The sequence below is a fragment of the Staphylococcus argenteus genome (assembly GCF_000236925.1).
Lineage (GTDB): Bacteria > Bacillota > Bacilli > Staphylococcales > Staphylococcaceae > Staphylococcus > Staphylococcus argenteus.
Genome location: NC_016941.1, coordinates 308041 through 330276 on the forward strand (window position 1 = coordinate 308041; position 22236 = coordinate 330276).

General features: G+C 30.6%; 26 protein-coding genes and 1 pseudogene. 25 read left to right on the forward strand and 2 right to left on the reverse strand.

Annotated features, from left to right (window positions below):
* The 25 genes and pseudogenes from essC to SAMSHR1132_RS01430 all read left to right on the forward strand — a co-directional run bounded on the left by essC (position 1) and on the right by SAMSHR1132_RS01430 (position 19389).
* Positions 1–4440 carry a type VII secretion protein EssC gene (essC, locus tag SAMSHR1132_RS01310; RefSeq protein ID WP_000549314.1) on the forward strand — a complete coding sequence of 1480 codons (4440 nt, stop codon included), beginning with the start codon at positions 1–3 and terminating at the stop codon, positions 4438–4440.
* Between the two features lie 29 nt (positions 4441–4469).
* Positions 4470–4862, forward strand: a complete 393-nt coding sequence (gene esaC, locus SAMSHR1132_RS01315; protein ID WP_001010289.1) for a type VII secretion substrate EsaC — start codon at positions 4470–4472, stop codon at positions 4860–4862.
* A gap of 15 nt (positions 4863–4877) precedes the next feature.
* Complete coding sequence (gene esxB, locus SAMSHR1132_RS01320; RefSeq protein WP_000509668.1) at positions 4878–5192, forward strand: WXG100 family type VII secretion effector EsxB; 315 nt, start codon at positions 4878–4880, stop codon at positions 5190–5192.
* The gene (locus SAMSHR1132_RS01325) at positions 5192–5866 is read left to right on the forward strand and encodes a DUF5081 family protein (protein ID WP_000655876.1); all 675 of its coding nucleotides are present in this window, start codon (positions 5192–5194) and stop codon (positions 5864–5866) included. Before esxB ends, SAMSHR1132_RS01325 begins: the two co-directional genes overlap by 1 nt.
* Positions 5866–6183: a type VII secretion system extracellular protein EsxD gene (gene esxD, locus SAMSHR1132_RS01330; RefSeq protein ID WP_000175722.1), complete on the forward strand. Its 318-nt coding sequence runs from the start codon at positions 5866–5868 to the stop codon at positions 6181–6183. Before SAMSHR1132_RS01325 ends, esxD begins: the two co-directional genes overlap by 1 nt.
* Positions 6184–6192: 9 nt before the next feature.
* A complete protein-coding gene (locus tag SAMSHR1132_RS01335; protein ID WP_042355851.1) occupies positions 6193–8037 on the forward strand; it encodes a DNA/RNA non-specific endonuclease in 1845 nt (614 codons plus the stop codon).
* Positions 8038–8047: 10 nt separating this feature from the next.
* Positions 8048–8551, forward strand: coding sequence for a TIGR01741 family protein (locus SAMSHR1132_RS01340; RefSeq protein WP_000142164.1), 504 nt, complete (start codon positions 8048–8050; stop codon positions 8549–8551).
* Positions 8552–8758: 207 nt separating this feature from the next.
* A complete protein-coding gene (locus tag SAMSHR1132_RS01345) occupies positions 8759–9442 on the forward strand; it encodes a DUF5079 family protein (RefSeq protein WP_000208408.1) in 684 nt (227 codons plus the stop codon).
* A 145-nt stretch (positions 9443–9587) separates the two neighbouring features.
* Positions 9588–10199 carry a DUF5080 family protein gene (locus SAMSHR1132_RS01350; protein ID WP_000394917.1) on the forward strand — a complete coding sequence of 204 codons (612 nt, stop codon included), beginning with the start codon at positions 9588–9590 and terminating at the stop codon, positions 10197–10199.
* Between the two features lie 198 nt (positions 10200–10397).
* Complete coding sequence (locus tag SAMSHR1132_RS01355; protein ID WP_000575673.1) at positions 10398–10898, forward strand: TIGR01741 family protein; 501 nt, start codon at positions 10398–10400, stop codon at positions 10896–10898.
* A gap of 10 nt (positions 10899–10908) precedes the next feature.
* Entirely contained in the window at positions 10909–11400 is a 492-nt protein-coding gene (locus SAMSHR1132_RS01360; RefSeq protein ID WP_001008479.1) for a TIGR01741 family protein, read from the forward strand.
* A gap of 206 nt (positions 11401–11606) precedes the next feature.
* Positions 11607–12290, forward strand: coding sequence for a DUF5079 family protein (locus tag SAMSHR1132_RS01365; RefSeq protein WP_000201519.1), 684 nt, complete (start codon positions 11607–11609; stop codon positions 12288–12290).
* 104 nt (positions 12291–12394) lie between these two features.
* Positions 12395–12508 (forward strand): annotated as a pseudogene (locus SAMSHR1132_RS14050) (DUF5080 family protein); the annotation flags it as partial.
* A 358-nt stretch (positions 12509–12866) separates the two neighbouring features.
* Positions 12867–13367 (forward strand): TIGR01741 family protein, encoded by a 501-nt coding sequence (locus SAMSHR1132_RS01375; RefSeq protein ID WP_000141992.1) that lies wholly within the window; start codon positions 12867–12869, stop codon positions 13365–13367.
* A gap of 10 nt (positions 13368–13377) precedes the next feature.
* Positions 13378–13869, forward strand: a complete 492-nt coding sequence (locus SAMSHR1132_RS01380) for a TIGR01741 family protein (RefSeq protein ID WP_000141991.1) — start codon at positions 13378–13380, stop codon at positions 13867–13869.
* A gap of 43 nt (positions 13870–13912) precedes the next feature.
* Positions 13913–14158 (forward strand): hypothetical protein, encoded by a 246-nt coding sequence (locus tag SAMSHR1132_RS01385; protein ID WP_042354692.1) that lies wholly within the window; start codon positions 13913–13915, stop codon positions 14156–14158.
* 10 nt (positions 14159–14168) lie between these two features.
* On the forward strand, positions 14169–14642 hold the full coding sequence (locus tag SAMSHR1132_RS01390; RefSeq protein WP_000411370.1) for a DUF5083 family protein: 474 nt from the start codon (positions 14169–14171) through the stop codon (positions 14640–14642).
* Between the two features lie 14 nt (positions 14643–14656).
* Positions 14657–15031: a DUF4467 domain-containing protein gene (locus SAMSHR1132_RS01395; RefSeq protein WP_014373766.1), complete on the forward strand. Its 375-nt coding sequence runs from the start codon at positions 14657–14659 to the stop codon at positions 15029–15031.
* A 17-nt stretch (positions 15032–15048) separates the two neighbouring features.
* On the forward strand, positions 15049–15438 hold the full coding sequence (locus SAMSHR1132_RS01400; RefSeq protein WP_000413095.1) for a DUF4064 domain-containing protein: 390 nt from the start codon (positions 15049–15051) through the stop codon (positions 15436–15438).
* 1 nt (position 15439) lies between these two features.
* Positions 15440–15832 (forward strand): DUF5084 family protein, encoded by a 393-nt coding sequence (locus tag SAMSHR1132_RS01405; protein ID WP_014373767.1) that lies wholly within the window; start codon positions 15440–15442, stop codon positions 15830–15832.
* A gap of 500 nt (positions 15833–16332) precedes the next feature.
* Positions 16333–16833: a TIGR01741 family protein gene (locus SAMSHR1132_RS01410; RefSeq protein ID WP_001008480.1), complete on the forward strand. Its 501-nt coding sequence runs from the start codon at positions 16333–16335 to the stop codon at positions 16831–16833.
* A gap of 10 nt (positions 16834–16843) precedes the next feature.
* Positions 16844–17344: a TIGR01741 family protein gene (locus SAMSHR1132_RS01415; protein WP_001008481.1), complete on the forward strand. Its 501-nt coding sequence runs from the start codon at positions 16844–16846 to the stop codon at positions 17342–17344.
* Between the two features lie 10 nt (positions 17345–17354).
* Positions 17355–17843 carry an antitoxin YezG family protein gene (locus tag SAMSHR1132_RS01420; protein WP_000142088.1) on the forward strand — a complete coding sequence of 163 codons (489 nt, stop codon included), beginning with the start codon at positions 17355–17357 and terminating at the stop codon, positions 17841–17843.
* Between the two features lie 619 nt (positions 17844–18462).
* Positions 18463–18837: a DUF4467 domain-containing protein gene (locus SAMSHR1132_RS01425; RefSeq protein ID WP_000822166.1), complete on the forward strand. Its 375-nt coding sequence runs from the start codon at positions 18463–18465 to the stop codon at positions 18835–18837.
* Positions 18838–18990: 153 nt separating this feature from the next.
* On the forward strand, positions 18991–19389 hold the full coding sequence (locus SAMSHR1132_RS01430) for a DUF4064 domain-containing protein (protein WP_000415778.1): 399 nt from the start codon (positions 18991–18993) through the stop codon (positions 19387–19389).
* Positions 19390–19637: 248 nt separating this feature from the next.
* Here SAMSHR1132_RS01430 and SAMSHR1132_RS01435 read toward each other — a convergent pair whose 3' ends face one another.
* Both SAMSHR1132_RS01435 and brnQ2 read right to left on the reverse strand, forming a co-directional pair.
* On the reverse strand, positions 19638–20462 hold the full coding sequence (locus tag SAMSHR1132_RS01435; protein WP_000659770.1) for a formate/nitrite transporter family protein: 825 nt from the start codon (positions 20460–20462) through the stop codon (positions 19638–19640).
* 235 nt (positions 20463–20697) lie between these two features.
* On the reverse strand, positions 20698–22005 hold the full coding sequence (gene brnQ2 / locus SAMSHR1132_RS01440) for a branched-chain amino acid transport system II carrier protein BrnQ2 (RefSeq protein ID WP_000745097.1): 1308 nt from the start codon (positions 22003–22005) through the stop codon (positions 20698–20700).
* Between the last annotated feature and the right edge of the window lie 231 nt (positions 22006–22236).

Below are 22236 nucleotides of genomic sequence, written 5' to 3' on the forward strand. Positions count from 1 at the left end.
ATGCATAAATTGATTATAAAATATAACAAACAATTGAAGATGCTCAATTTGCGAGATGGTAAAACATATACTATTAGCGAAGACGAGCGTGCAGATGTTACGTTGAAATCGTTAGGCGAAGTCATTCATTTAGAGCAAAATAATCAAGGCACTTGGCAAGCAAATCACACTTCTATTAATAAGGTGCTTGTTAGAAAAGGTGACCTTGATGACATTACATTACAGCTTTATACGGAAGCTGATTATGCATCATTTGCGTATCCTTCGATTCAAGATACGATGACGATTGGACCAAATGCATATGATGACATGGTCATTCAAAGTTTGACAAATGCCATCATTATTAAAGATTTTCAATCAATACAAGAATCACAATATGTGCGCATTGTGCACGATAAAAATACAGATGTGTATGTTAACTATGAACTACAAGAGCAATTAACGAACAAAGCTTACATTGGTGATCATATTTATGTTGAAGGGATATGGCTCGAAGTACAAGCCGATGGTTTGAATGTATTGAGTCAGAGTACAGTGACATCGTCATTAATTCGCTTAACACAAGAGATGCCACATGCACAGGCAGATGACTACAATACGTACCATCGTTCGCCAAGAATTATTCATCGTGAACCGACTGACGATATTAAGATTGAAAGACCGCCACAGCCAATACAGAAGAACAATACAGTGATATGGCGTTCTATTATACCGCCATTAGTGATGATTGCTTTAACTGTTGTCATCTTTTTAGTGAGACCAATTGGTATTTATATTTTAATGATGATTGGTATGAGTACAGTAACGATAGTATTTGGTATTACAACGTATTTCTCTGAAAAGAAAAAGTATAACAAAGATGTTGAAAAACGAGAGAAAGATTACAAAGCTTATTTGGATAATAAATCTAAAGAAATTAATAAAGCGATTAAAGCACAACGTTTTAGTTTGAATTACCATTATCCAACGGTTGCTGAAATTAAAGATATCGTCGAAACGAAAGCACCAAGAATATATGAAAAAACATCACATCATCACGATTTCTTACATTATAAGTTAGGTATTGCGAATGTTGAAAAGTCATTCAAATTAGATTACCAAGAAGAAGAATTTAACCAACGTCGTGATGAATTATTCGACGATGCTAAAGAATTGTATGAATTTTACACAGATGTAGAACAAGCACCATTAATCAATGATTTAAATCATGGACCGATTGCATATATTGGTGCACGACATCTCATTTTAGAAGAATTGGAGAAAATGCTAATCCAATTGTCAACATTCCATAGTTATCATGATTTAGAGTTTCTATTTGTGACACGTGAAGATGAAGTTGAAACATTGAAATGGGCACGTTGGTTGCCACATATGACATTGAGAGGTCAAAACATTAGAGGGTTTGTTTACAATCAACGAACACGTGACCAAATTTTAACGTCAATTTATAGCATGATCAAAGAACGTATCCAAGCTGTGCGTGAACGCAGCAGAAGTAATGAGCAAATTATTTTTACACCGCAATTAGTGTTTGTCATTACAGATATGTCATTAATTATTGATCATGTCATTTTAGAATATGTAAACCAAGATTTATCAGAATATGGTATTTCATTAATCTTTGTTGAAGATGTGATTGAAAGTTTGCCAGAGCATGTAGATACCATTATTGATATCAAGTCTCGTACTGAAGGCGAACTGATTACTAAAGAAAAAGAATTAGTTCAATTGAAATTTACACCTGAAAATATTGATAACGTCGATAAAGAATATATCGCACGACGTTTGGCAAATTTAACACACGTCGAACATTTGAAAAATGCAATTCCAGATAGTATTACATTTTTAGAGATGTATAACGTGAAAGAAGTAGACCAGCTCGATATAGTTAATCGATGGAGACAAAATGAAACATACAAAACGATGGCAGTACCTTTAGGTGTAAGAGGTAAAGATGATATTTTATCATTGAACTTACATGAAAAAGCACACGGACCACATGGTTTAGTTGCCGGTACAACTGGTTCGGGGAAATCTGAGATTATCCAATCATACATTTTATCTTTAGCAATTAATTTTCACCCACATGAAGTGGCGTTCCTATTGATTGACTATAAAGGTGGGGGTATGGCGAACTTATTTAAAGATTTAGTCCATTTAGTTGGTACGATTACAAACTTAGATGGTGATGAAGCGATGCGTGCCTTAACATCGATCAAAGCCGAATTGAGAAAACGTCAACGTTTATTCGGAGAGCATGATGTTAACCATATTAATCAATACCATAAGTTATTTAAAGAAGGTATTGCGACAGAACCAATGCCACATTTATTCATTATTTCCGATGAGTTTGCCGAATTAAAATCAGAACAACCTGATTTTATGAAAGAACTTGTATCAACGGCACGTATTGGACGTTCGTTAGGTATTCATTTAATACTTGCGACACAAAAACCATCGGGTGTTGTTGATGACCAAATTTGGTCTAACTCTAAATTTAAATTGGCATTAAAAGTACAAGATAGACAAGACAGTAATGAAATTTTAAAAACACCAGATGCAGCAGACATTACATTACCAGGTCGTGCGTATTTACAAGTTGGTAATAATGAAATTTATGAATTATTCCAATCTGCATGGAGTGGTGCAACATATGATATCGAAGGCGATAAATTAGAAGTTGAAGATAAGACGATTTACATGATTAATGACTATGGTCAACTTCAAGCAATCAACAAAGACTTGAGTGGACTTGAAGATGAAGAAACGAAAGAAAATCAAACTGAGTTAGAAGCGGTTATCGATCATATCGAATCTATTACAACACGATTAGAAATTGAAGAAGTTAAGCGTCCATGGCTACCACCATTGCCAGAAAATGTATATCAAGAAGATTTAGTAGAAACAGATTTCAGAAAATTATGGTCAGATGATGCAAAAGAAGTGGAATTAACATTAGGACTTAAAGACGTACCAGAAGAACAATATCAAGGGCCGATGGTATTACAATTGAAAAAAGCTGGTCACATCGCGTTAATCGGAAGTCCAGGATATGGTAGAACAACGTTCTTACACAACATTATTTTCGATGTTGCAAGACACCATCGTCCTGATCAAGCACACATGTACTTGTTCGATTTCGGAACTAATGGTTTGATGCCAGTCACAGACATACCACATGTCGCTGATTACTTTACAGTAGATCAAGAAGACAAGATTGCGAAGGCGATACGTATATTTAATGATGAAATTGATCGTCGTAAGAAGATTTTAAGTCAGTATCGTGTCACTAGTATTTCTGAATATCGAAAATTAACTGGTGAAACAATTCCGCATGTCTTTATCCTTATTGATAACTTTGACGCAGTAAAAGATTCACCTTTCCAAGAAGTTTTTGAAAATATGATGATTAAAATGACGCGTGAAGGGCTAGCATTAGACATGCAAGTAACCTTAACTGCTTCAAGAGCTAACGCTATGAAAACACCAATGTACATTAATATGAAAACGCGTATCGCAATGTTTTTATATGATAAATCAGAGGTGTCGAACGTAGTAGGACAGCAAAAATTTGCGGTTAAAGATGTAGTGGGTCGAGCATTGTTAAGTAGCGATGACAACGTATCATTCCATATTGGCCAACCATTTAAACATGATGAGACCAAATCATATAATGATCAAATTAATGATGAAGTATCAGCGATGACAGAATTTTATAAAGGTGAAACACCAAGTGATATTCCTATGATGCCAGATGAAATTAAATATGAAGATTACAGAGAATCATTAAGCTTACCGGATATAGTTGCAAATGGTGCTTTACCAATTGGATTAGATTATGAAGGTGTTACACTACAAAAAATTAAATTAACTGAACCAGCAATGATTTCATCAGAAAATCCGAGAGAAATTGCGCATATTGCTGAAATTATGATGAAAGAAATTGACATATTAAATGAAAAATATGCGATTTGTATCGCAGATTCAAGTGGAGAGTTTAAAGCTTATAGGCATCAAGTGGCTAACTTTGCCGAAGAAAGAGAAGACATTAAAGCGATTCATCAACTAATGATTGAAGACTTAAAACAAAGAGAAATGGACGGTCCGTTTGAAAAAGATTCACTTTACATTATCAATGATTTTAAAACATTTATTGATTGCACGTATATTCCGGAAGATGATGTTAAAAAACTTATTACAAAAGGACCAGAACTTGGCTTGAACATTTTATTTGTCGGCATTCATAAAGAATTAATAGATGCTTATGATAAACAGATTGATGTTGCACGTAAAATGATTAACCAATTTAGTATAGGTATTCGTATTTCAGACCAACAATTCTTTAAATTTAGATTTATTCAACGAGAACCAGTTATTAAAGAAAATGAAGCATATATGGTCGCAAACCAAGCTTATCAAAAGATTAGATGGTTTAAATAGCAATGAATTAAATAGGAGGGAGGTATGTTATGAATTTTAATGATATTGAAACAATGGTTAAGTCGAAATTTAAAGATATTAAAAAGCATGCAGAAGAGATTGCGCATGAAATTGAAGTTCGTTCTGGATATTTAAGAAAAGCTGAACAATATAAGCGATTAGAATTTAATTTGAGTTTTGCACTAGATGATATTGAAAGCACAGCAAAGGACGTACAAACTGCAAAATCTAGTGCTAATAAGGACAGTGTAACTGTTAAGGGAAAGGCGCCCAATACGTTATATATTGAAAAAAGAAATTTGATGAAACAAAAGCTTGAAATGTTGGGTGAAGATATCGATAAAAATAAAGAATCCCTCCAAAAAGCTAAGGAAATTGCTGGCGAAAAGGCAAGTGAATATTTTAATAAAGCAATGAATTAATATTGAGGTGAAGATATGGGTGGATATAAAGGTATTAAAGCAGATGGTGGCAAGGTTGATCAAGCAAAACAATTAGCGGCAAAAACAGCTAAAGATATTGAAGCATGTCAAAAGCAAACGCAACAGCTCGCTGAGTATATCGAAGGTAGTGATTGGGAAGGACAGTTCGCCAATAAGGTGAAAGATGTGTTACTTATTATGGCAAAGTTTCAAGAAGAATTAGTACAACCGATGGCTGACCATCAAAAAGCAATTGATAACTTAAGTCAAAATCTAGCGAAATACGATACATTATCAATTAAGCAAGGGCTTGATAGGGTGAACCCATGATGAAAGATGTTAAGCGAATAGATTATTTTTCTTACGAAGAATTAACAATTTTAGGTGGTAGTAAATTACCTCTCGTAAATTTTGAATTGTTTGATCCATCAAATTTTGAAGAAGCTAAAGCTGCTTTAATTGAAAAGGAATTAGTAACAGAGAATGACAAGTTAACTGATGCAGGTTTTAAAGTGGCTACATTAGTCAGAGAGTATATTAGCGCAATTGTAAATATTCGAATTAATGATATGTATTTTGCACCATTTAGCTATGAAAAAGATGAATATATTTTGTTAAGCCGGTTTAAAAATAATGGATTTCAAATACGAATTATAAATAAAGACATTGCATGGTGGTCGATTGTACAATCATATCCTTTATTGATGAGACAAGAAAAGTCTAATGATTGGGACTTTAAACAAATTGACGATGAAACATTGGAGAACTTAAATAATGAAAGTATCGATACGATTGGGCGTGTTTTAGAAATTGAAATATACAATCATCAAGGTGACCCTCAACAAAGTTTATATAACATTTATGAACAAAATGATTTGCTACTCATTCGATACCCATTAAAAGATAAAGTGCTGAATGTTCATATTGGTGTCATTAATACATTTATACGAGAATTATTTGGATTCGATACTGATGAAAATCATATTAATAAAGCAGAGGAGTAATGACGTTGAGTGGAAAAATTAGTGTTAAAGCTGAAACGATTGCACATGTTGTAAAAGAATTAGAAAGCATTAGTCAAAAGTATGATGAAATAGCTCAAAACTTTGGGAAAATAGCGCAATTAAATTACTACAGTAGTGAAAAAGCTGCACATTCTATGGAAAATGGCTATAGTAGTGCTGCAACAGTCATTAGTGGTCTCAAAGGTCCACTGAGCACACTCGGTGGTGGCGTCATGAATTCAGCACAAAAGTTCTTTGAAGCAGATGAACATTGGGGTACGGAATTTGCCAAGCTTTACTATAATATTGAGGGATAGGTGCATGATATGACAAAAGATATTGAATATCTAACAGCTGATTATGACAATGAAAAGTCATCTATCCAAAGTGTAATAGATGCAATAGAGGGGCAAGACTTCTTAGATGTAGATACAACAATGGATGATGCGGTAAGCGATGTCAGTTCTTTAGACGAAGATGGCGCAATATCATTAACGAGTAGTGTAGTAGGTCCACAAGGATCTAAATTAATGGGGTATTATCAAAATGAGTTATATGATTATGCATCTCAATTAGATTCGAAAATGAAAGAAATTATTGACACGCCATTTATAGAAGATATAGATAAAGCATTCAAAGGTATAACGAATGTTAAATTGGAAAATATATTAATTAAAAATGGCGGTGGTCATGGTAGAGATACCTATGGGGCTTCTGGGAAAATTGCAAAGGGAGATGCCAAGAAAAGTGACAGCGATGTTTATAGCATCGATGAAATATTAAAATCGGATCAAGAATTTGTAAAAGTAATTGATCAGCATTACAAAGAAATGAAAAAAGAAGATAAGAAATTATCTAAGAGTGATTTCGAAAAAATGATGACTCAGGGCGCTTCTTGTGATTACATGACAGTAGCTGAAGCGGAAGAGATAGAGGAGCAAAAGAAAAAAGAATTGGCAGTTGATATTTTAGCGGGTGTCGGAATTATAGCTTTAACTATAGTCAACCCTGTCGCAGGTGCAGTAGCAGCAGGTGCATATACCGCTTATTCAGCAGCCAATGCAGCCACAGGAAAAAATATTATAACTGGAAGAAAGCTATCTAAAGAAGAACGCATCATGGAAGGACTTTCGCTTATTCCATTGCCAGGTATGGGCTTCCTCAAAGGTGCTGGGAAAAGTTTAATGAAATTAGGCTTCAAAGGCGGAGAAAAATTTGCAGTTAAAACAGGATTGCAAAAGACAATGCAACAAGCAGTTAGTCGTATTTCACCTAAAATGGGAATGATGAAAAACAGTGTGTTGAATCAATCTCGTAACTTTGCTCAAAATACTCATGTTGGACAAATGCTGAGTAACATGCGTGGTCAAGCAACTCATACTGTTCAACAAAGTAGAAATTGGATTGGACAACAAGCACAAAATGTCAAACGAATAGTGAATAATGGACTTGATAAAGAATTTGTAATTCCATCTAAACAACAACTTGCATCGGCGGGAATAGGCGGTATAAACTTTGCTGAAACAACTACTTTGAGAAACATGGGTCAAAACATGAAACGTGCTGTTACACCACAAAATCACGTGACACATGGTCCGAAAGATAGTATGGTGAGAAGTGAAGGTAAACATAGTGTAAGTAGCCATGAAATAAATTCATCAAAATATGTTGAATCACCAAACTACACCAAGGTCAAATATGGAGAGCAATATGCAAGACTTAGACCTAAGAAACTAAAAGCAAATATAGAATATACAACACCAACTGGTCACATATATCGGACTGATCATAAAGGGCGCATAAAAGAAGTTTATGTAGACAATCTTTCTCTAAAAGATGGCGGTCGTAATAACCATGCACAAAGAACTGTGGGAGGAGAGGATAGATTACCAGACGATGATGGAGGTCACTTAATCGCTAGAATGTTTGGTGGGTCAAAAGACATAGATAACCTTGTAGCACAAAGTAAATATATCAACCGTCCATTTAAGGAAAATGGTGATTGGTACCAGTTGGAAAAAGAGTGGAAAGATGCACTAAAGTCGGGAGATGAAGTGAAAAATATTAAAATGGAAGTGAAATACAGCGGTAATAGTAAAAGGCCAACTGAGTTTATGGTCGAATATTATATTGATAATAAACAATTTGCAAAACATGTAAAAAATATATAGGGGCGATAATATGACTTTTGAGGAAAATTTAAGTGAAATGTATAACGAGATTGCAAATAAGATTAGCAGCATGATACCAGTAGAGTGGGGAAAAGTATATGCAATGGCTTATGTAAATGAAAGAAGTGGAGAAGTGTTCTACAATTATACTGAACCAAGAAGTGATGAATTATTTTACTATACGAGCGTGTTAAATAAATATAATATATCGAGATCAGAATTTATGGACTCAGTATATGAATTATATAAGCAATTTGATAAATTAAGAGAGTTGTTTATAGAAGAAGGACTCGAACCATGGACATCATGTGAATTTGACTTTACAAGAGATGGTAAATTAAACGTATCTTTTGATTATATTGATTGGGCGAATTCAGAGTTTGGACAAATGGGAAGAGAACATTATTATATGTATAAAAAATTTGGAATTTGGCCTGAAAAAGAATATGCCATAAATTGGGTTAAAGAAATCGAACAGTATGTTAAAGAACAGGAAGAAGCGGAAGATAGATAATCTTGATGCAAGACTAAACAATAAAGCTTTGTTTAGTCTTTTTTTGGCGGTTAAGTAAAAAGCAATAGATACCGTAAAGTTGATGCTCATCAAATAATAATATAAAGGTAATTTTAGGTTTTCATACTTTTAATCGAAAAGAATCTAATTACTTATAAATTTAAATGCTTAATATGCTATTACAAAGTCAATGTATAGGAGATAGATATGACTACTAAAGAAAATATTGATACTCTTCGAAAGCCAGGTGCACAAGCCTTAAGTTTAATATCATTGTTTTTGATACTTTTTTCATGTCTAACTTTCTTTTTTGGTTTAGATTATGAAAGGTTTCCTAATTATTTAAAGATAACGACAATTATAGAATTAATAATTATCATAATTAGTTTGCTTCAATGGATTAGATTTATAGATTTCGAAAAAGAAAGTGCACAGAAATATAAAAAAATATATGCTCGATTTTTAGTTGTTATAAATGTGTTAACTACTATCACTGTAGTATTTGCACTGTGTAACCTTTATTATTTTGCAGCTGTACAAAACCATTATGATTTATTCAATTATTGGTTAATGGGTACGATTTCAATCATAATTAGCTATTTATTATTAGTAATTGGAGGAATGTTTACGTTGTTAAAATTACCTAAAGTAACAAAACGTTGGGGTGGTAAAACTAAAACACATTTCGGTTTATTATTAACTGCGTTGAGCTCATTTATATATATTGAAAAAATTATCGAATATATATTGGTTCCTAATGTCGTAGAATCCAAGTTTATAATTATTGTAAGTATGTTGGTTATCGCTGGATCACAATTTGTGGCATTTCAATTTATTATGCAATACAGTAGATTCTATATTTTTGAATTAAACACAGAAGATGATGACTAAATGATTTTGTAAATTACTATTGGAGTATACTTATATAAAAAATCAACTTCAACGTATATCACCATATTATTTTATGTTCAATGATGTGAATGGATTTAAATGGATCGATATTAAAGTAAAAGTTATGGAATATTGAGGTGCGAATATGGAGTTCTTATTATTAATTGTCGTAGCCGGACTGTATTATATTATATATTTAACTGCTGTGATGTATTCTGAAAAAATAGTAGTATTGCCTATAATCATCTATGCCATTGTGTTTGTAGTAATTGGTATCACTTATATTTTTATAGGTGACAGCTATGATCAGTTAACAAATTTCAATGTGATTTTGTATATGGGGAGTTTGTTTTATGCATGGATGGCTTTTAGAAATCTTTGGAACAGACCACTATTACTAAAATATAAGAACATTACAGATAGTTCAAGTGGAATAGTTAATAAATCTGAATACAATTCAGTTGAAAGCTTACGTATAAATATTGAAATAGCTAAGTATAAAGGGATTATTTCTTTGATAGTAGCTATAGTACTAACGGTATTAATGACATTAAAGTCAACACCTCAAATTACTGCGGAAACACGTGACTTAAGTATCTCATTTTTCATACTCAGCTTATTTATCATTATTATATTTGCAGTTTGGGATTTGATTATTAGAGTTAGAAAAGGAGCGTTTGCTTTTGTTGTAATAAGGCCAATATTATTCAGTTGTTGGTTATTTATTTTGAATATGATTTTATCAAGATTAGTATAATGATAAGAAGTTGAATAAATTGTAATGTGAAAAATCATTGAGAATTTCAATTATTGTAACAATAGTTTCAGTTATTTTAGTTTCATTAGTTTATTTAGGTTTAAAATGAGTAATATTATTTTGAAGAAGCATTAAGCCACGTAGAAGTGTTGTTTAATGCTTTTTATTTAACGGTAATGAAAATATAGGGGTGATAACATGATTTTCGAAGAAAAATTAAGTGAAATGTACAATAAAATTGCGAATAAGATTAGCAGCATGATACCGGTAGAATGGGAAAAGGTATATGCAATGGCTTATATAAGTGAAAGAAATGGAGAAGTTTTCTACAATTATACTGAGCCAAGCAGTGATGAATTATTTTACTATACGAGCGTGTTAAATAAATATAATATACCAAGATCAGAATTTATGGACTCAGTATATGAATTATATAAGCAATTTGATAATTTAAGAGAATTGTTTATAGAAGAAGGACTCGAGCCATGGACATCATGCGAATTTGACTTTACAAGAGAGGGTAAATTAAACGTATCTTTTGATTATATAGATTGGATGAATTCAGAATTTGGACAAATAGCAAAAGAAAATTATTATATGTACAAAAAATTTGGAATTTTACCAGAAACGGAATATGAAATTAATAAAGTTAAAGAAGTAGAGAAGTATATTAAAGAGCAAGAAAAAACTAACCTGTAGGGGAGATAACATGAATTTCGAAGAAAAATTAAGTGAAATGTACAATAAAATTGCAAATGAAATCAGTGGAATGATACCAGTAGAATGGGAAAAGATATATACAATTGCGTACGTAGATGATCAAGGTGGAGAGGTCATTTTTAATTATACTAAACCTGGAAGTGAAGAATTGAATTATTATTCAGATATTCCTAAAGATTGTAATGTCTCAAATGATATTTTTATGGATTTATGGATGAAAGTTTATCGAATGTTTGATGAGTTAAGAGAAACTTTTAAAAAAGAAGATTTAGAACCATGGACATCATGTGAATTTGATTTTACAAGAGAAGGTAAACTGAATGTATCTTTTGATTATATAGATTGGTTAAATACAGAATTTGATCAATTGGGTCTTGAAAATTATTATATGTACAAAAAGTTTGGTGTCATACCAGAAATGGAATATGAAATGGAGGAGGTTAAACAAATCGAGCAATATATTAAAGAACAGGAAGAATAAACTATTTTAATTGTAAGACTAAACAATAAAGCTTTGTTTAGTCTTTTTGGCAGTTAAGTAAAAAACAATATAGACCGTAAAGTTGATACTCATCAAATAATAATATAAAGATAATTTTATGCTTTTAGTAGATGAAAATCTAAGTATATATAACTTTAAATACGTAATATGCTATTACAAAATCAATGTATAGGAGATAGGTAAATATGGCTACTAAGGAAAATATAGACATTCTTCGAAAGCCAGGTGCACAAGCCTTAAGTTTAGCATCATTGTTTTTGATACTTTTTTCATGTCTAACTTTCTTTTTTGGTTTAGATTATGAAAGGTTTCCTAATTATTTAAAGATAACGACAATTATAGAATTAATAATTATCATAATTAGTTTGCTTCAATGGATTAGATTTATAGATTTCGAAAAAGAAAGTGCACAGAAATATAAAAAAATATATGCTCGATTTTTAGTTGTTATAAATGTGTTAACTACTATCACTGTAGTATTTGCACTGTGTAACCTTTATTATTTTGCAGCTGTACAAAACCATTATGATTTATTCAATTATTGGTTAATGGGTACGATTTCAATCATAATTAGCTATTTATTATTAGTAATTGGAGGAATGTTTACGTTGTTAAAATTACCTAAAGTAACAAAACGTTGGGGTGGTAAAACTAAAACACATTTCGGTTTATTATTAACTGCGTTGAGCTCATTTATATATATTGAAAAAATTATCGAATATATATTGGTTCCTAATGTCGTAGAATCCAAGTTTATAATTATTGTAAGTATGTTGGTTATCGCTGGATCACAATTTGTGGCATTTCAATTTATTATGCAATACAGTAGATTCTATATTTTTGAATTAAACACTGAAGATGATGACTAAATAATTTTATAAATTACTATTGGAGTATACTTATATAAAAAATCAACTTCAACACATTATTTTTTACTCAATGATGTGAAAGAATTTGAGTGGATTGATATTAATGGGATTTGATTATTAGAATTAGAAAAGGAACGTTTGCTTTTGTTGTAATAAATCTAATATTTTTCAGTTGTTGGTTATTTATTCTGAATATGATTTTATCAAGATTATTATAATTGTATTACATATAGGTGTTGGTAAATTTTTATTTACGAAATTGTAAAAAAGTATATACTATTAATATCTTTTTTACTATAATTATAAATGGTTAAATAAATTGAAAGACAAAATAATGAGTAGGAGTTTTAGGGCTATTATTTACAAATAATATAATACTGAAAAAGACTCGAAATTATTTAGAATTCCAGTTATCGTAACAATAGTTTCAGTTATTTTAGTTCTATTAGTGTATTTAGGTATAAAATGAGTAATATTAATTTGAAGAAGCATTAAGCGACGTAGAGGTGTTGTTTAGTGCTTTTTATTTAACGGAAATGAAACCAATATCTATTTTGAAAATATAGGGGGGATAACATGACTTTCGAAGAAAAACTAAGTGAAATATACAACAAGATTGCGAATGAGATTAGCAGTATGATACCGGTAGAGTGGGAAAAGGTATATACAATTGCTTATGTAGATGATGGAGGTGGAGAGGTCGTTTTTAATTATACTAAACCAGGAAGTGAAGATTTGAATTATTACACTGATATACCTAAGGAGTATAATGTTTCTGTGCAAGTATTTGATGATTTATGGATGGATTTATATGATTTGTTTAAGAATTTAAGGAATTTATTTAAAGAAGAAGGACTCGAACCATGGACATCATGTGAATTTGATTTTACAAAAGAAGGTGAATTAAAAGTTTCATTTGATTATATTGATTGGGCGAATTCAGAGTTTGGACAAATGGGAAGAGAACATTATTACATGTATAAAAAATTTGGGATTTGGCCTGAAAAAGAATATGCCATAAATTGGGTTGAAAAAATAAAAAATTATGTTAAAGAGCAAGAAGAAACTAACCTTTAGGGGCGATAACATGACTTTCGAAGAAAAACTAAGTGAAATATACAACAAGATTGCGAATGAGATTAGTGGGATGATTCCAGTAGAATGGGAGCAAGTATTTACAATTGCCTACGTAACTGACCAAGCTGGGGAAGTCATTTTTAATTATACTAAACCAGCTAGTGATGAATTAAATTATTATTCAGACATACCTAAAGATTGCAATGTCTCAAAAGATATTTTTAAGAATTCATGGTTTAAAGTTTATCGAATGTTTGATGAGTTAAGAGAAACTTTTAAAGAAGAAGATTTAGAACCATGGACCTCATGCGAATTCGACTTTACAAGAGACGGCAAATTGAATGTATCTTTTGATTATATAGATTGGGTTAGATTAGGTTTTGGACCATTAGCAAAAGAAAATTACTATACGTATAAAAAGTTTGGTGTTTTACCAGAAATGGAATATGAAATTAATAAAGTTAAAGAAATCGAGCAATATATTAAAAGCCAAGAAAGTTAATTATGGGAAAGAGGTTAAGCAATAAGATTTGTTTAATCTTAGTTTGCTGCAATTTAAAATTGTTGATATTTCTAGGAAGAATCATTCGAAATTGGAAGATCAAAGTGAGAATGAACTCATAAGTGGCTCATTAACAAATTGTATAAAAAATATTGATGATAATATCGATAGACTCATCGATAAAATTACCGAGATGCAAAATGAAGTTAATTCATTAGGTAGTACATTATCTGTACTAGAAAATGCAATAAATTCAAAAGCTTCTGCTATTGAAAAATTAACTAATTAAAGGAGCAGAAATGGAAAAAATAAAGAGAATAAACAAAATATTTTTATCATTTGAAGTTATTCCATTTGCAATGATGATTTTGCTAGCATTTCCACCAATTATTGCAAGTCTAATTAATAATCGTTTGCAGTATGGTAGAGATTTCTATGATAGAGTAAGCTTTTATTGTTATATTTCAATTATGGCTGCATATGCAATTACCATATTGTTAGAAATTATTTTTTACTTTATTTTATTGAAAAGCTATCAATATGATCAAAGTAATATTGAATTAGCTAATAGAGTGAAAGTTACAAAAGTACTGTCGATTTTGTATATGATTCCAGGATTATATGCGATTCCATTCTATTTTAGATTTTTACATGTTCGTTCATTTAGAGAAAATAAAAAATCCGGACAGCCGGCCTATCACTTTTGGGAATTTTTTATAAAACCTAATCGCAAACCGATAGAGTTGAAAGACTTTTTTATTAAAAATAGATAATTAAGGAGTAACCAATGAAAAGATTAATTATAGGAGTGTTAATTATAATGATGAGTATAATCAATTATGGTTGTGGTAATGAGCAAAATGAAAATAAATATCAAAGTCAAATTAATAAAGTAATGAAAATTCAACAAGAAACTCATAAAGAGATGGTTAAAAAGAGTAATGAAGTTAATCCTGAATTTAATAAGGATAAAGTAAATACTTATGTATTTAATGATGGCAAATTAATTATCATCAGCTATAAGTTATTTAAAGATAAAGATCAAATGTTTTACGCGACTTACGAGTTTAAAAACGACAAAATTTATTATAAGAGAGATATTAATCCTAAAACATACGTGAAAGAACACAAATCAGATTATAAAGATATTAAAGTAAATTAATTTTAAGGAGTAGGAAAATGGAAAAGTTAATCAAAGTGACGTCTTTAATTGGAATTATTATTCAAAGTTTTTTAACATTGTTATTTTTAATATTTTTAATTTTATCAGCAACAGGGATTATACAGCCAGAATTGACCACAACTGTTAATGGTGAACAAACTATACAAAGTCCAGAAACTGCTCAAGCAACATTCGTGACAATATTTGCAATATTGTTTGCTGTTTCTTTAGTTTCAGATTTATTAGGCATTATAGCTATGAAAAAGTTGTTTGTGAATAATAAAGCGAGTGGTATTTTGTATATTATTGGTGCAGTGATCAGTGCCAATTTATTAACATTTATTGCTTGGTTAATAAGTGGAATTTCTGTTTTAAGGTATAACAAAATAGGAAAAGAAGTGTCATAGCATGAAATATACTTGGTGGATACTTTTGACAATTGCAGGGATTTTAAGTTTAACAAGTGTTTATGGATTTATTTTATGTTTAGGTAGTTTTGGAATGTTGGCAATGAATGTCATGTGGCTATTTGTTTATACACCGCATAAAAATTCTAAAGCACTTGAATCTATATCAAAACCAACGATAATTTTATCAATCATTGGGACATATGCAGTATTTATATTTATGTCTATCTTATTTTACTTCGTAATGAAAGCTAGGTTTATGGAAATTGGAATAAAACTTTACGGTGAATCTTTTAATATGTTTGGAATACCATTATTCATTATTGCCATTATTTTATTTACAATCGGTACAGTATTCGTTTATAAAATACAGCAATCAAGATTAAAGCAATAGAATATATTAATTTAAAGGACGGGTTTAAAAGAAATCCGTCCTAATGATTTATACATAATAGATGTAGCTGAATCTAAAAGACTTCAAATACTTTGAAGATAAAAAGATAATGACAATGAATGTAAAATGTGACCTTTTCAATATTAAAATAAAAAAATGTAATGTTTTAGAAAGCGAATCTAAATTTTAATAACGATAAATGAAAGGTAGATGAACATGAGTAACTCAAACGAGTTTGTTTAATTTGCCCCTGCATTTATTTGCGTTGAAAATCACGAGCCTGTTTCCATTTCCGAAAAATGGAAACGAGCTTAGTATATACAAACTCTGAAGAATCTAAGGCGATTATATAGTTTCAAGATGATGAACCAATTTATGATGAAAATTTAAATGGAGGGATATATTTAGATTTTACTGAATTGTAAAAATAGAATTTTAAATTATTTGAATGTATTTATAAATATATCGTTATTATTAAAGTAGAGATTAGGGGAGATAACATGAATTTCGAAGAAAAACTAAGTCAAATATACAATGAGATTGCAAATGAAATCAGTGGAATGATACCGGTAGAGTGGGAAAAGGTATATACAATTGCCTACCTAGATGATGAAGGTGGAGAGGTTGTTTTTAATTATACTAAACCAGGTAGCGATGAATTGAATTATTACACGGATATATCTAGAGATTATAATATTTCAGAAGAAATATTTGATGATTTATGGATGAATCTGTATTACTTGTTTATGGATTTAAGGGATTTATTTAAAAAAGAAGGTCTTGAACCATGGACCTCATGTGAATTTGATTTTACAAGAGATGGTAATTTGAAAGTATCATTTGATTATATAGATTGGATTAAATTAGGTTTTGGCCCATCTGGAAAAGAAAATTATTATATGTACAAAAAATTTGGAATTTTACCAGAAACGGAATATGAAATTAATAAAGTTAAAGAAATCGAGCAATATATTAAAGAGCAAGAAGAAACTGAACTATAGGGGAGATAACATGAATTTCGAAGAAAAACTAAGTCAAATATACAATGAAATTGCAAATGAAATCAGTGGGATGATACCGGTAGAGTGGGAAAAGGTATATACAATTGCCTACCTAGATGATGAAGGTGGAGAGGTTGTTTTTAATTATACTAAACCTGGAAGTGAAGGTTTGAATTATTACACATATATCCCTAGAGAGTATAATGTCTCTGAAAAAGTATTTTATGATTTGTGGACGGATTTATATAGATTGTTTAAGAAGTTAAGAAACGCATTTAAAGAAGAAGGACATGAACCATGGACCTCATGCGAATTTGATTTTACAAGAGAAGGTAAATTAAAAGTTTCATTTGATTATATTGATTGGATAAATACAGAGTTTGATCAATTAGGCCGTGAAAATTATTATATGTACAAAAAATTTGGGGTTATACCAGAAATGGAATATGAAATGGAAGAAATTAAAGAAATCGAACAATATATTAAAGAGCGAGATGAAGCTGAACTATAGGGGAGATAACATGACTTTCGAAGAAAAACTAAGTCAAATGTACAATGAAATTGCAAATGAAATCAGTGGAATGATACCGGTAGAGTGGGAAAAGGTATATACAATTGCCTACCTAGATGATGAAGGTGGAGAGGTTGTTTTTAATTATACTAAACCTGGAAGTGAAGGTTTGAATTATTATTCAGATATTCCTAAAGATTGCAATGTCTCAAAAGATATTTTTAAGAATTCATGGTTTAAAGTTTATCGAATGTTTGATGAGTTAAGAGAAACTTTTAAAAAAGAAGGACATGAACTATGGACATCATGTGAATTTGATTTTACAAGAGAAGGTAAATTATACGTATCGTTTGATTATATAGATTGGATTAAATTAGGTTTTGGTCCATCCGGAAAAGAAAACTACTATATGTACAAAAAGTTTGGTGTTTTACCAGAAATGGAATATGAAATGGAAGAAATTCGAGAAGTAGAGAAGTATGTTAAAGAACAAGAGTAGCAGACATGTTATGGAAGGCTGAGCAAAACCAACCTCGTTTTACTTTTGATTCAAAGAAGAAGCTAAAAAATAAGATTATTTGCAACTTAAAAAGTCAATTAGCTTATCGTTATCCATACATCATGGATAAATGAGTTCAACTAATTAACAAATCACGATATAAATTTAAAATTGTCATTAATTGAAAAGGTTATTGTAGTGTATTTTATAAAGTTGATGCACATTGACTTATTTTTAAAAACTTATATCAAAAAAATATGAGAAAAGTATATACTATTAAAATGTTTTTTACTATAATTATAAATAGTTAAATATTTGGGAATAAAATAAATGTATAGGAGGCAATATTTAGAGATACATAGCAATGTAAAGGTATCAAATAGTTATTACATTATCTGTAGTGATGACAGAATTTTCAGTAGTTTTTTATAAAATATTACTGAAATAGTATTTATACTATGAAACCTTTTTATCGTAGTAAAACAAACATTTGCATTAAGTTTTAAAAAAACATTAAGTTTAAACTAATTGGCGATACATTGTTCAAACATCACTATGATAAAGAATATTATCAGATTTCTAGTGAGTGGAAAATGACAGCCATCTAAGGAGAAAAATGATGAAAAGAATATTGGTAGTCTTTTTAATGTTAGCAATTGTCTTGGCAGGTTGTTCTAATAAAGGTGAAAAGTATCAAAAAGATATTGATAAAGTGTACAAAGAACAGAATCAAATGAATAAAATTGCCTCGAAAGTACAAAACACTATTAAAACAGACATTAAACAAGAAGACAGTAATACACATGTTTATAAAGATGGTAAAGTCATTGTTATTGGTATTCAATTGTTTAAAGATCGTGAAAAAATGTATTATTTCGCATATGAAATAAAAGATGGTAAGGCAGAGATCAATAGAGAAATAGACCCAATTAAGTATATGAAAGACCATAAAGCAGATTATGAAGATGAAAATGTAGAAGTGGAAAAAAAATAACGTATGCTTTCTTTAAAACTTTTAACCATTTTCAAAAAAATAAATGAGCTTTAGAAACAATATTTTTTACAATAAACGCGATATAAATTTAAATGTTTATATATAAGAATACAAACGTAAGTTTGTAAATACTAATAAAAAAGGAGTAAGACAATGGAAAAATCGGTCAAAATAATGACAATAATAGGTATTTCAGTTCAAGGTTTAGCAACGGTATTTAGTTTACTATTTATGGTTTTAGCAGCATCAGGTTTATTGACTACAGATGTGTCAACAACAGTTAATGGTGAGGTTGAGCCAGTTGATGCAGAAACAGCAGCAGCAATTTTCACTGTATTATTCTTATTCCTATTTATATTTGGAATCATTTCACTTATTTTAGGTGCAATCGGTATGTTTAAAGCATCTAAAAACAAAAAAATGAGTGGTATCTTGTTGATTATTGGAGCAGTAATAAGTGGTAACATAATTGCATTTGCTTTATGGTTAATCAGTGGTATTAAACTACTTACTAATAAAAAACCTAAAGATGAAATAAGCGACTTATCATAAACATCGTATATTGAAATTTCAAGATTTCTTAAGTAATTATATTTCTGTTAGTTTTTAATAAATTAACTAATTAAATAAAATGCTCTCTTAGAAGTAGATGTTCAGTCAATAACTGCTTTTAAGGGAGCATTTTGTGTTTGACAATGCTCATGCCATCGGACAAAAAGCATTGACGAACTTAAAAAAACACGTTAGACAATGCACTTCTAAATATTAAAGGCATCGACTAACGCATTGTTCATATATAGTTAATTATTTTTATAAAATTGATGATGATCATTCAAGTAAGCATAGAATAAACCTATAATGAGACCGCCTCCGATATAGTTACCGATAAAAGCAGCAGCAATATTCGAAATAGCAGGAATGAAGTGCAATGTATCAACTTGATAAATTAAGCCACCCATAAATAAGCAGCTATTGTAAACTACATGTTCATAACCCATAAAGGCGAAAATGGTAACACCGAACATCATGACAAACATTTTTGCGAGTACATCGTCAATTTGCATGGCGATAACTAATGAAATATTAATAAAGAAATTGGCGAATATCGCTTTCATTAATATACTTACAAAACCAGTAGACAACGTTTTATGCTCTATAACTGCTGATAATTGATTTAACATATCAGGTGTCATTACATTTGAAAAACGCATGAAACTAAATAAAATAGCGGCACCTAAAATATTCCCTGCAAAGCATAATAAAAATATTTTCAATACTCTAGTTGGTTTAATTACTTTATAATATAGCCCTACAGTAAAGTACATGAAGTTACTGGTTAGTAGTTCGGAGTTTGTAAATAAAATGAGTACTAACGCAAAGCTGAATGTAATGGCACTGGCCATATTCACAATACCTGGTGGTAAATCTGGTTCGTGTGTTGCTTTAACTGACAATACGAAAACTGTAATAATGCCGATAATAAATCCTGCCATCATCGCGCGTAATAAATAACGTTTTAAATAAACGCTTTGTAATATATCTTTCGTTCTTATTGTTTCGACTACGTTATTTACCCAATCGTCCCCATAAAAAATCTTATCCCATTTAATATGTTTCTCCTTCACAATGATATCCTCACTTTTCATTTGTTAATCAGAGTATACTATGAATTTTCTTATTTGTGAATAATTTCACAAAACTAATTTTAAAAACTAATATTTTTGAATAACAGATAGGATTTTTTGGCAAATCAATTATTTTAAAATAATCAATAGGCAGACAGTATCGTTGAAAAAACAATCTTCATATAAAAAAGCCTAGTAATGATAGATCAATCATTACTAGGGTACTGAGCATTTATTAAGTTGTCACTTGTTTCGGACGGCGTATAACTACATCGATGATGAAACCTATGATTGCCAAAAGAATGAATGGTACAAGCCAAGCTAAATCGATATCTGCTAAAGGTAACATCATAAACCATTTCAAAATGGTACCGTGTAATAAGTCGAAACTGTTTAGTATTTGTAAAATTGAAATAATCAGTGTAATAACAGTTGAGAGTCTATATGCCCAACTAAATCGGAATTTGCTAAACATATTAGCAAATGATATGAGTACAAGTGCAATTGACACGGGATATATTAATGTCAGCAAAGGTACAGCAATTTTCAAAATCATTTCTAAACCAAGTGTTGTAAATAAGAAACCTATGATAGAGAAGATAAGTGCGAATATTTTATAAGAAAACTTAGGTACGTGTTTCTTAGTAAATGTTGCGCATGCGTTGACGAGTCCAATACATGTTGTTAGACATGCAAGTATTACTGTCATTCCAAATACGAGGTTACCGAACGAACCAAATACTCGTAATGAGTTGTACGTTAATATATCTGTACCATCTTTAAAGTTTCCTGGAGCTGTTGACGCACCTACATATGCCAACGCAAAGTAAATCATACCAAGTAATATAGCTGCAATGAATCCTGAAAAGCAGACATATTTTAATATTTTCATGCGATCTGTGAGACCTTTAAACTTATAGCCATTGACAATGACTACGGAAAAAGCTAATGCTGCAACGAGATCCATTGTAAAATAGCCTTCCAAACTTCCTGAAATGAATGGATGCGTTATATATTTATCCTTAGGTGCACTTAATGCAGATTCAGGGTTGAAAATGACTGCAATACTTAATAGAGCGACCATTAATAGTAATAACGGTGTTAATAATTTTCCTAAATGATCAACGATTTTCGACGGATTTAAACTAATCCAGTAAACAATGGCAAAAAAGATTGCCGCGAATATAATTAAAGTCCATTGGTTGTGCACAGGTAAAATGTGTCTTGTACCAATTTCGTACGCGACATTAGCGGCACGTGGAATACCATAAAATGCGCCGATAGACATATAAATCACGACAGCAAAAATAAACCCGAACCAGGGATGTATACGATTGCCTACACTTTCAACACCTTCATCATAAAATGCGACAACGATAACAGTAATAAAGGGGAGTAATATGCCTGTGAGGGCAAATCCTAGCATACCAATCCACATATTTTGACCCGCTGTATGGCCGAGCATGGGCGGGAATATTAAATTTCCGGCTCCAAAAAATAGTGAAAATAACATGAGGCCCGAAATAATAACTTGTTTTTTCAATGTAATTTCCTTCCTAAAACTAGATATTCATAATAATTTAAAAAATCTGAAAAATAAAAACGTACTTACTTTATCTTTAAATGACAATACTATGATTCTATTATTTTATAAAAAATATTGCAATGATAACGTCTTGCTATTATTGGATAATGACAATTAAAGTGTCGTTTTTATGAATTAAAATAGGTGAAAGTAAGTTAGAAATACGTTGGAGCGTTGTAATTTTTTTAT

What these genes read in the sequence shown, in the direction of transcription:
- essC (WP_000549314.1), top strand. Translation starts at nt 1, where the DNA reads ATGCATAAATTGATTATAAAATATAACAAACAATTGAAGATGCTCAAT.
- esaC (WP_001010289.1), top strand. Translation starts at nt 4,470, where the DNA reads ATGAATTTTAATGATATTGAAACAATGGTTAAGTCGAAATTTAAAGAT.
- esxB (WP_000509668.1), top strand. Translation starts at nt 4,878, where the DNA reads ATGGGTGGATATAAAGGTATTAAAGCAGATGGTGGCAAGGTTGATCAA.
- SAMSHR1132_RS01325 (WP_000655876.1), top strand. Translation starts at nt 5,192, where the DNA reads ATGAAAGATGTTAAGCGAATAGATTATTTTTCTTACGAAGAATTAACA.
- esxD (WP_000175722.1), top strand. Translation starts at nt 5,866, where the DNA reads ATGACGTTGAGTGGAAAAATTAGTGTTAAAGCTGAAACGATTGCACAT.
- SAMSHR1132_RS01335 (WP_042355851.1), top strand. Translation starts at nt 6,193, where the DNA reads ATGACAAAAGATATTGAATATCTAACAGCTGATTATGACAATGAAAAG.
- SAMSHR1132_RS01340 (WP_000142164.1), top strand. Translation starts at nt 8,048, where the DNA reads ATGACTTTTGAGGAAAATTTAAGTGAAATGTATAACGAGATTGCAAAT.
- SAMSHR1132_RS01345 (WP_000208408.1), top strand. Translation starts at nt 8,759, where the DNA reads ATGACTACTAAAGAAAATATTGATACTCTTCGAAAGCCAGGTGCACAA.
- SAMSHR1132_RS01350 (WP_000394917.1), top strand. Translation starts at nt 9,588, where the DNA reads ATGGAGTTCTTATTATTAATTGTCGTAGCCGGACTGTATTATATTATA.
- SAMSHR1132_RS01355 (WP_000575673.1), top strand. Translation starts at nt 10,398, where the DNA reads ATGATTTTCGAAGAAAAATTAAGTGAAATGTACAATAAAATTGCGAAT.
- SAMSHR1132_RS01360 (WP_001008479.1), top strand. Translation starts at nt 10,909, where the DNA reads ATGAATTTCGAAGAAAAATTAAGTGAAATGTACAATAAAATTGCAAAT.
- SAMSHR1132_RS01365 (WP_000201519.1), top strand. Translation starts at nt 11,607, where the DNA reads ATGGCTACTAAGGAAAATATAGACATTCTTCGAAAGCCAGGTGCACAA.
- SAMSHR1132_RS01375 (WP_000141992.1), top strand. Translation starts at nt 12,867, where the DNA reads ATGACTTTCGAAGAAAAACTAAGTGAAATATACAACAAGATTGCGAAT.
- SAMSHR1132_RS01380 (WP_000141991.1), top strand. Translation starts at nt 13,378, where the DNA reads ATGACTTTCGAAGAAAAACTAAGTGAAATATACAACAAGATTGCGAAT.
- SAMSHR1132_RS01390 (WP_000411370.1), top strand. Translation starts at nt 14,169, where the DNA reads ATGGAAAAAATAAAGAGAATAAACAAAATATTTTTATCATTTGAAGTT.
- SAMSHR1132_RS01395 (WP_014373766.1), top strand. Translation starts at nt 14,657, where the DNA reads ATGAAAAGATTAATTATAGGAGTGTTAATTATAATGATGAGTATAATC.
- SAMSHR1132_RS01400 (WP_000413095.1), top strand. Translation starts at nt 15,049, where the DNA reads ATGGAAAAGTTAATCAAAGTGACGTCTTTAATTGGAATTATTATTCAA.
- SAMSHR1132_RS01405 (WP_014373767.1), top strand. Translation starts at nt 15,440, where the DNA reads ATGAAATATACTTGGTGGATACTTTTGACAATTGCAGGGATTTTAAGT.
- SAMSHR1132_RS01410 (WP_001008480.1), top strand. Translation starts at nt 16,333, where the DNA reads ATGAATTTCGAAGAAAAACTAAGTCAAATATACAATGAGATTGCAAAT.
- SAMSHR1132_RS01415 (WP_001008481.1), top strand. Translation starts at nt 16,844, where the DNA reads ATGAATTTCGAAGAAAAACTAAGTCAAATATACAATGAAATTGCAAAT.
- SAMSHR1132_RS01420 (WP_000142088.1), top strand. Translation starts at nt 17,355, where the DNA reads ATGACTTTCGAAGAAAAACTAAGTCAAATGTACAATGAAATTGCAAAT.
- SAMSHR1132_RS01425 (WP_000822166.1), top strand. Translation starts at nt 18,463, where the DNA reads ATGAAAAGAATATTGGTAGTCTTTTTAATGTTAGCAATTGTCTTGGCA.
- SAMSHR1132_RS01430 (WP_000415778.1), top strand. Translation starts at nt 18,991, where the DNA reads ATGGAAAAATCGGTCAAAATAATGACAATAATAGGTATTTCAGTTCAA.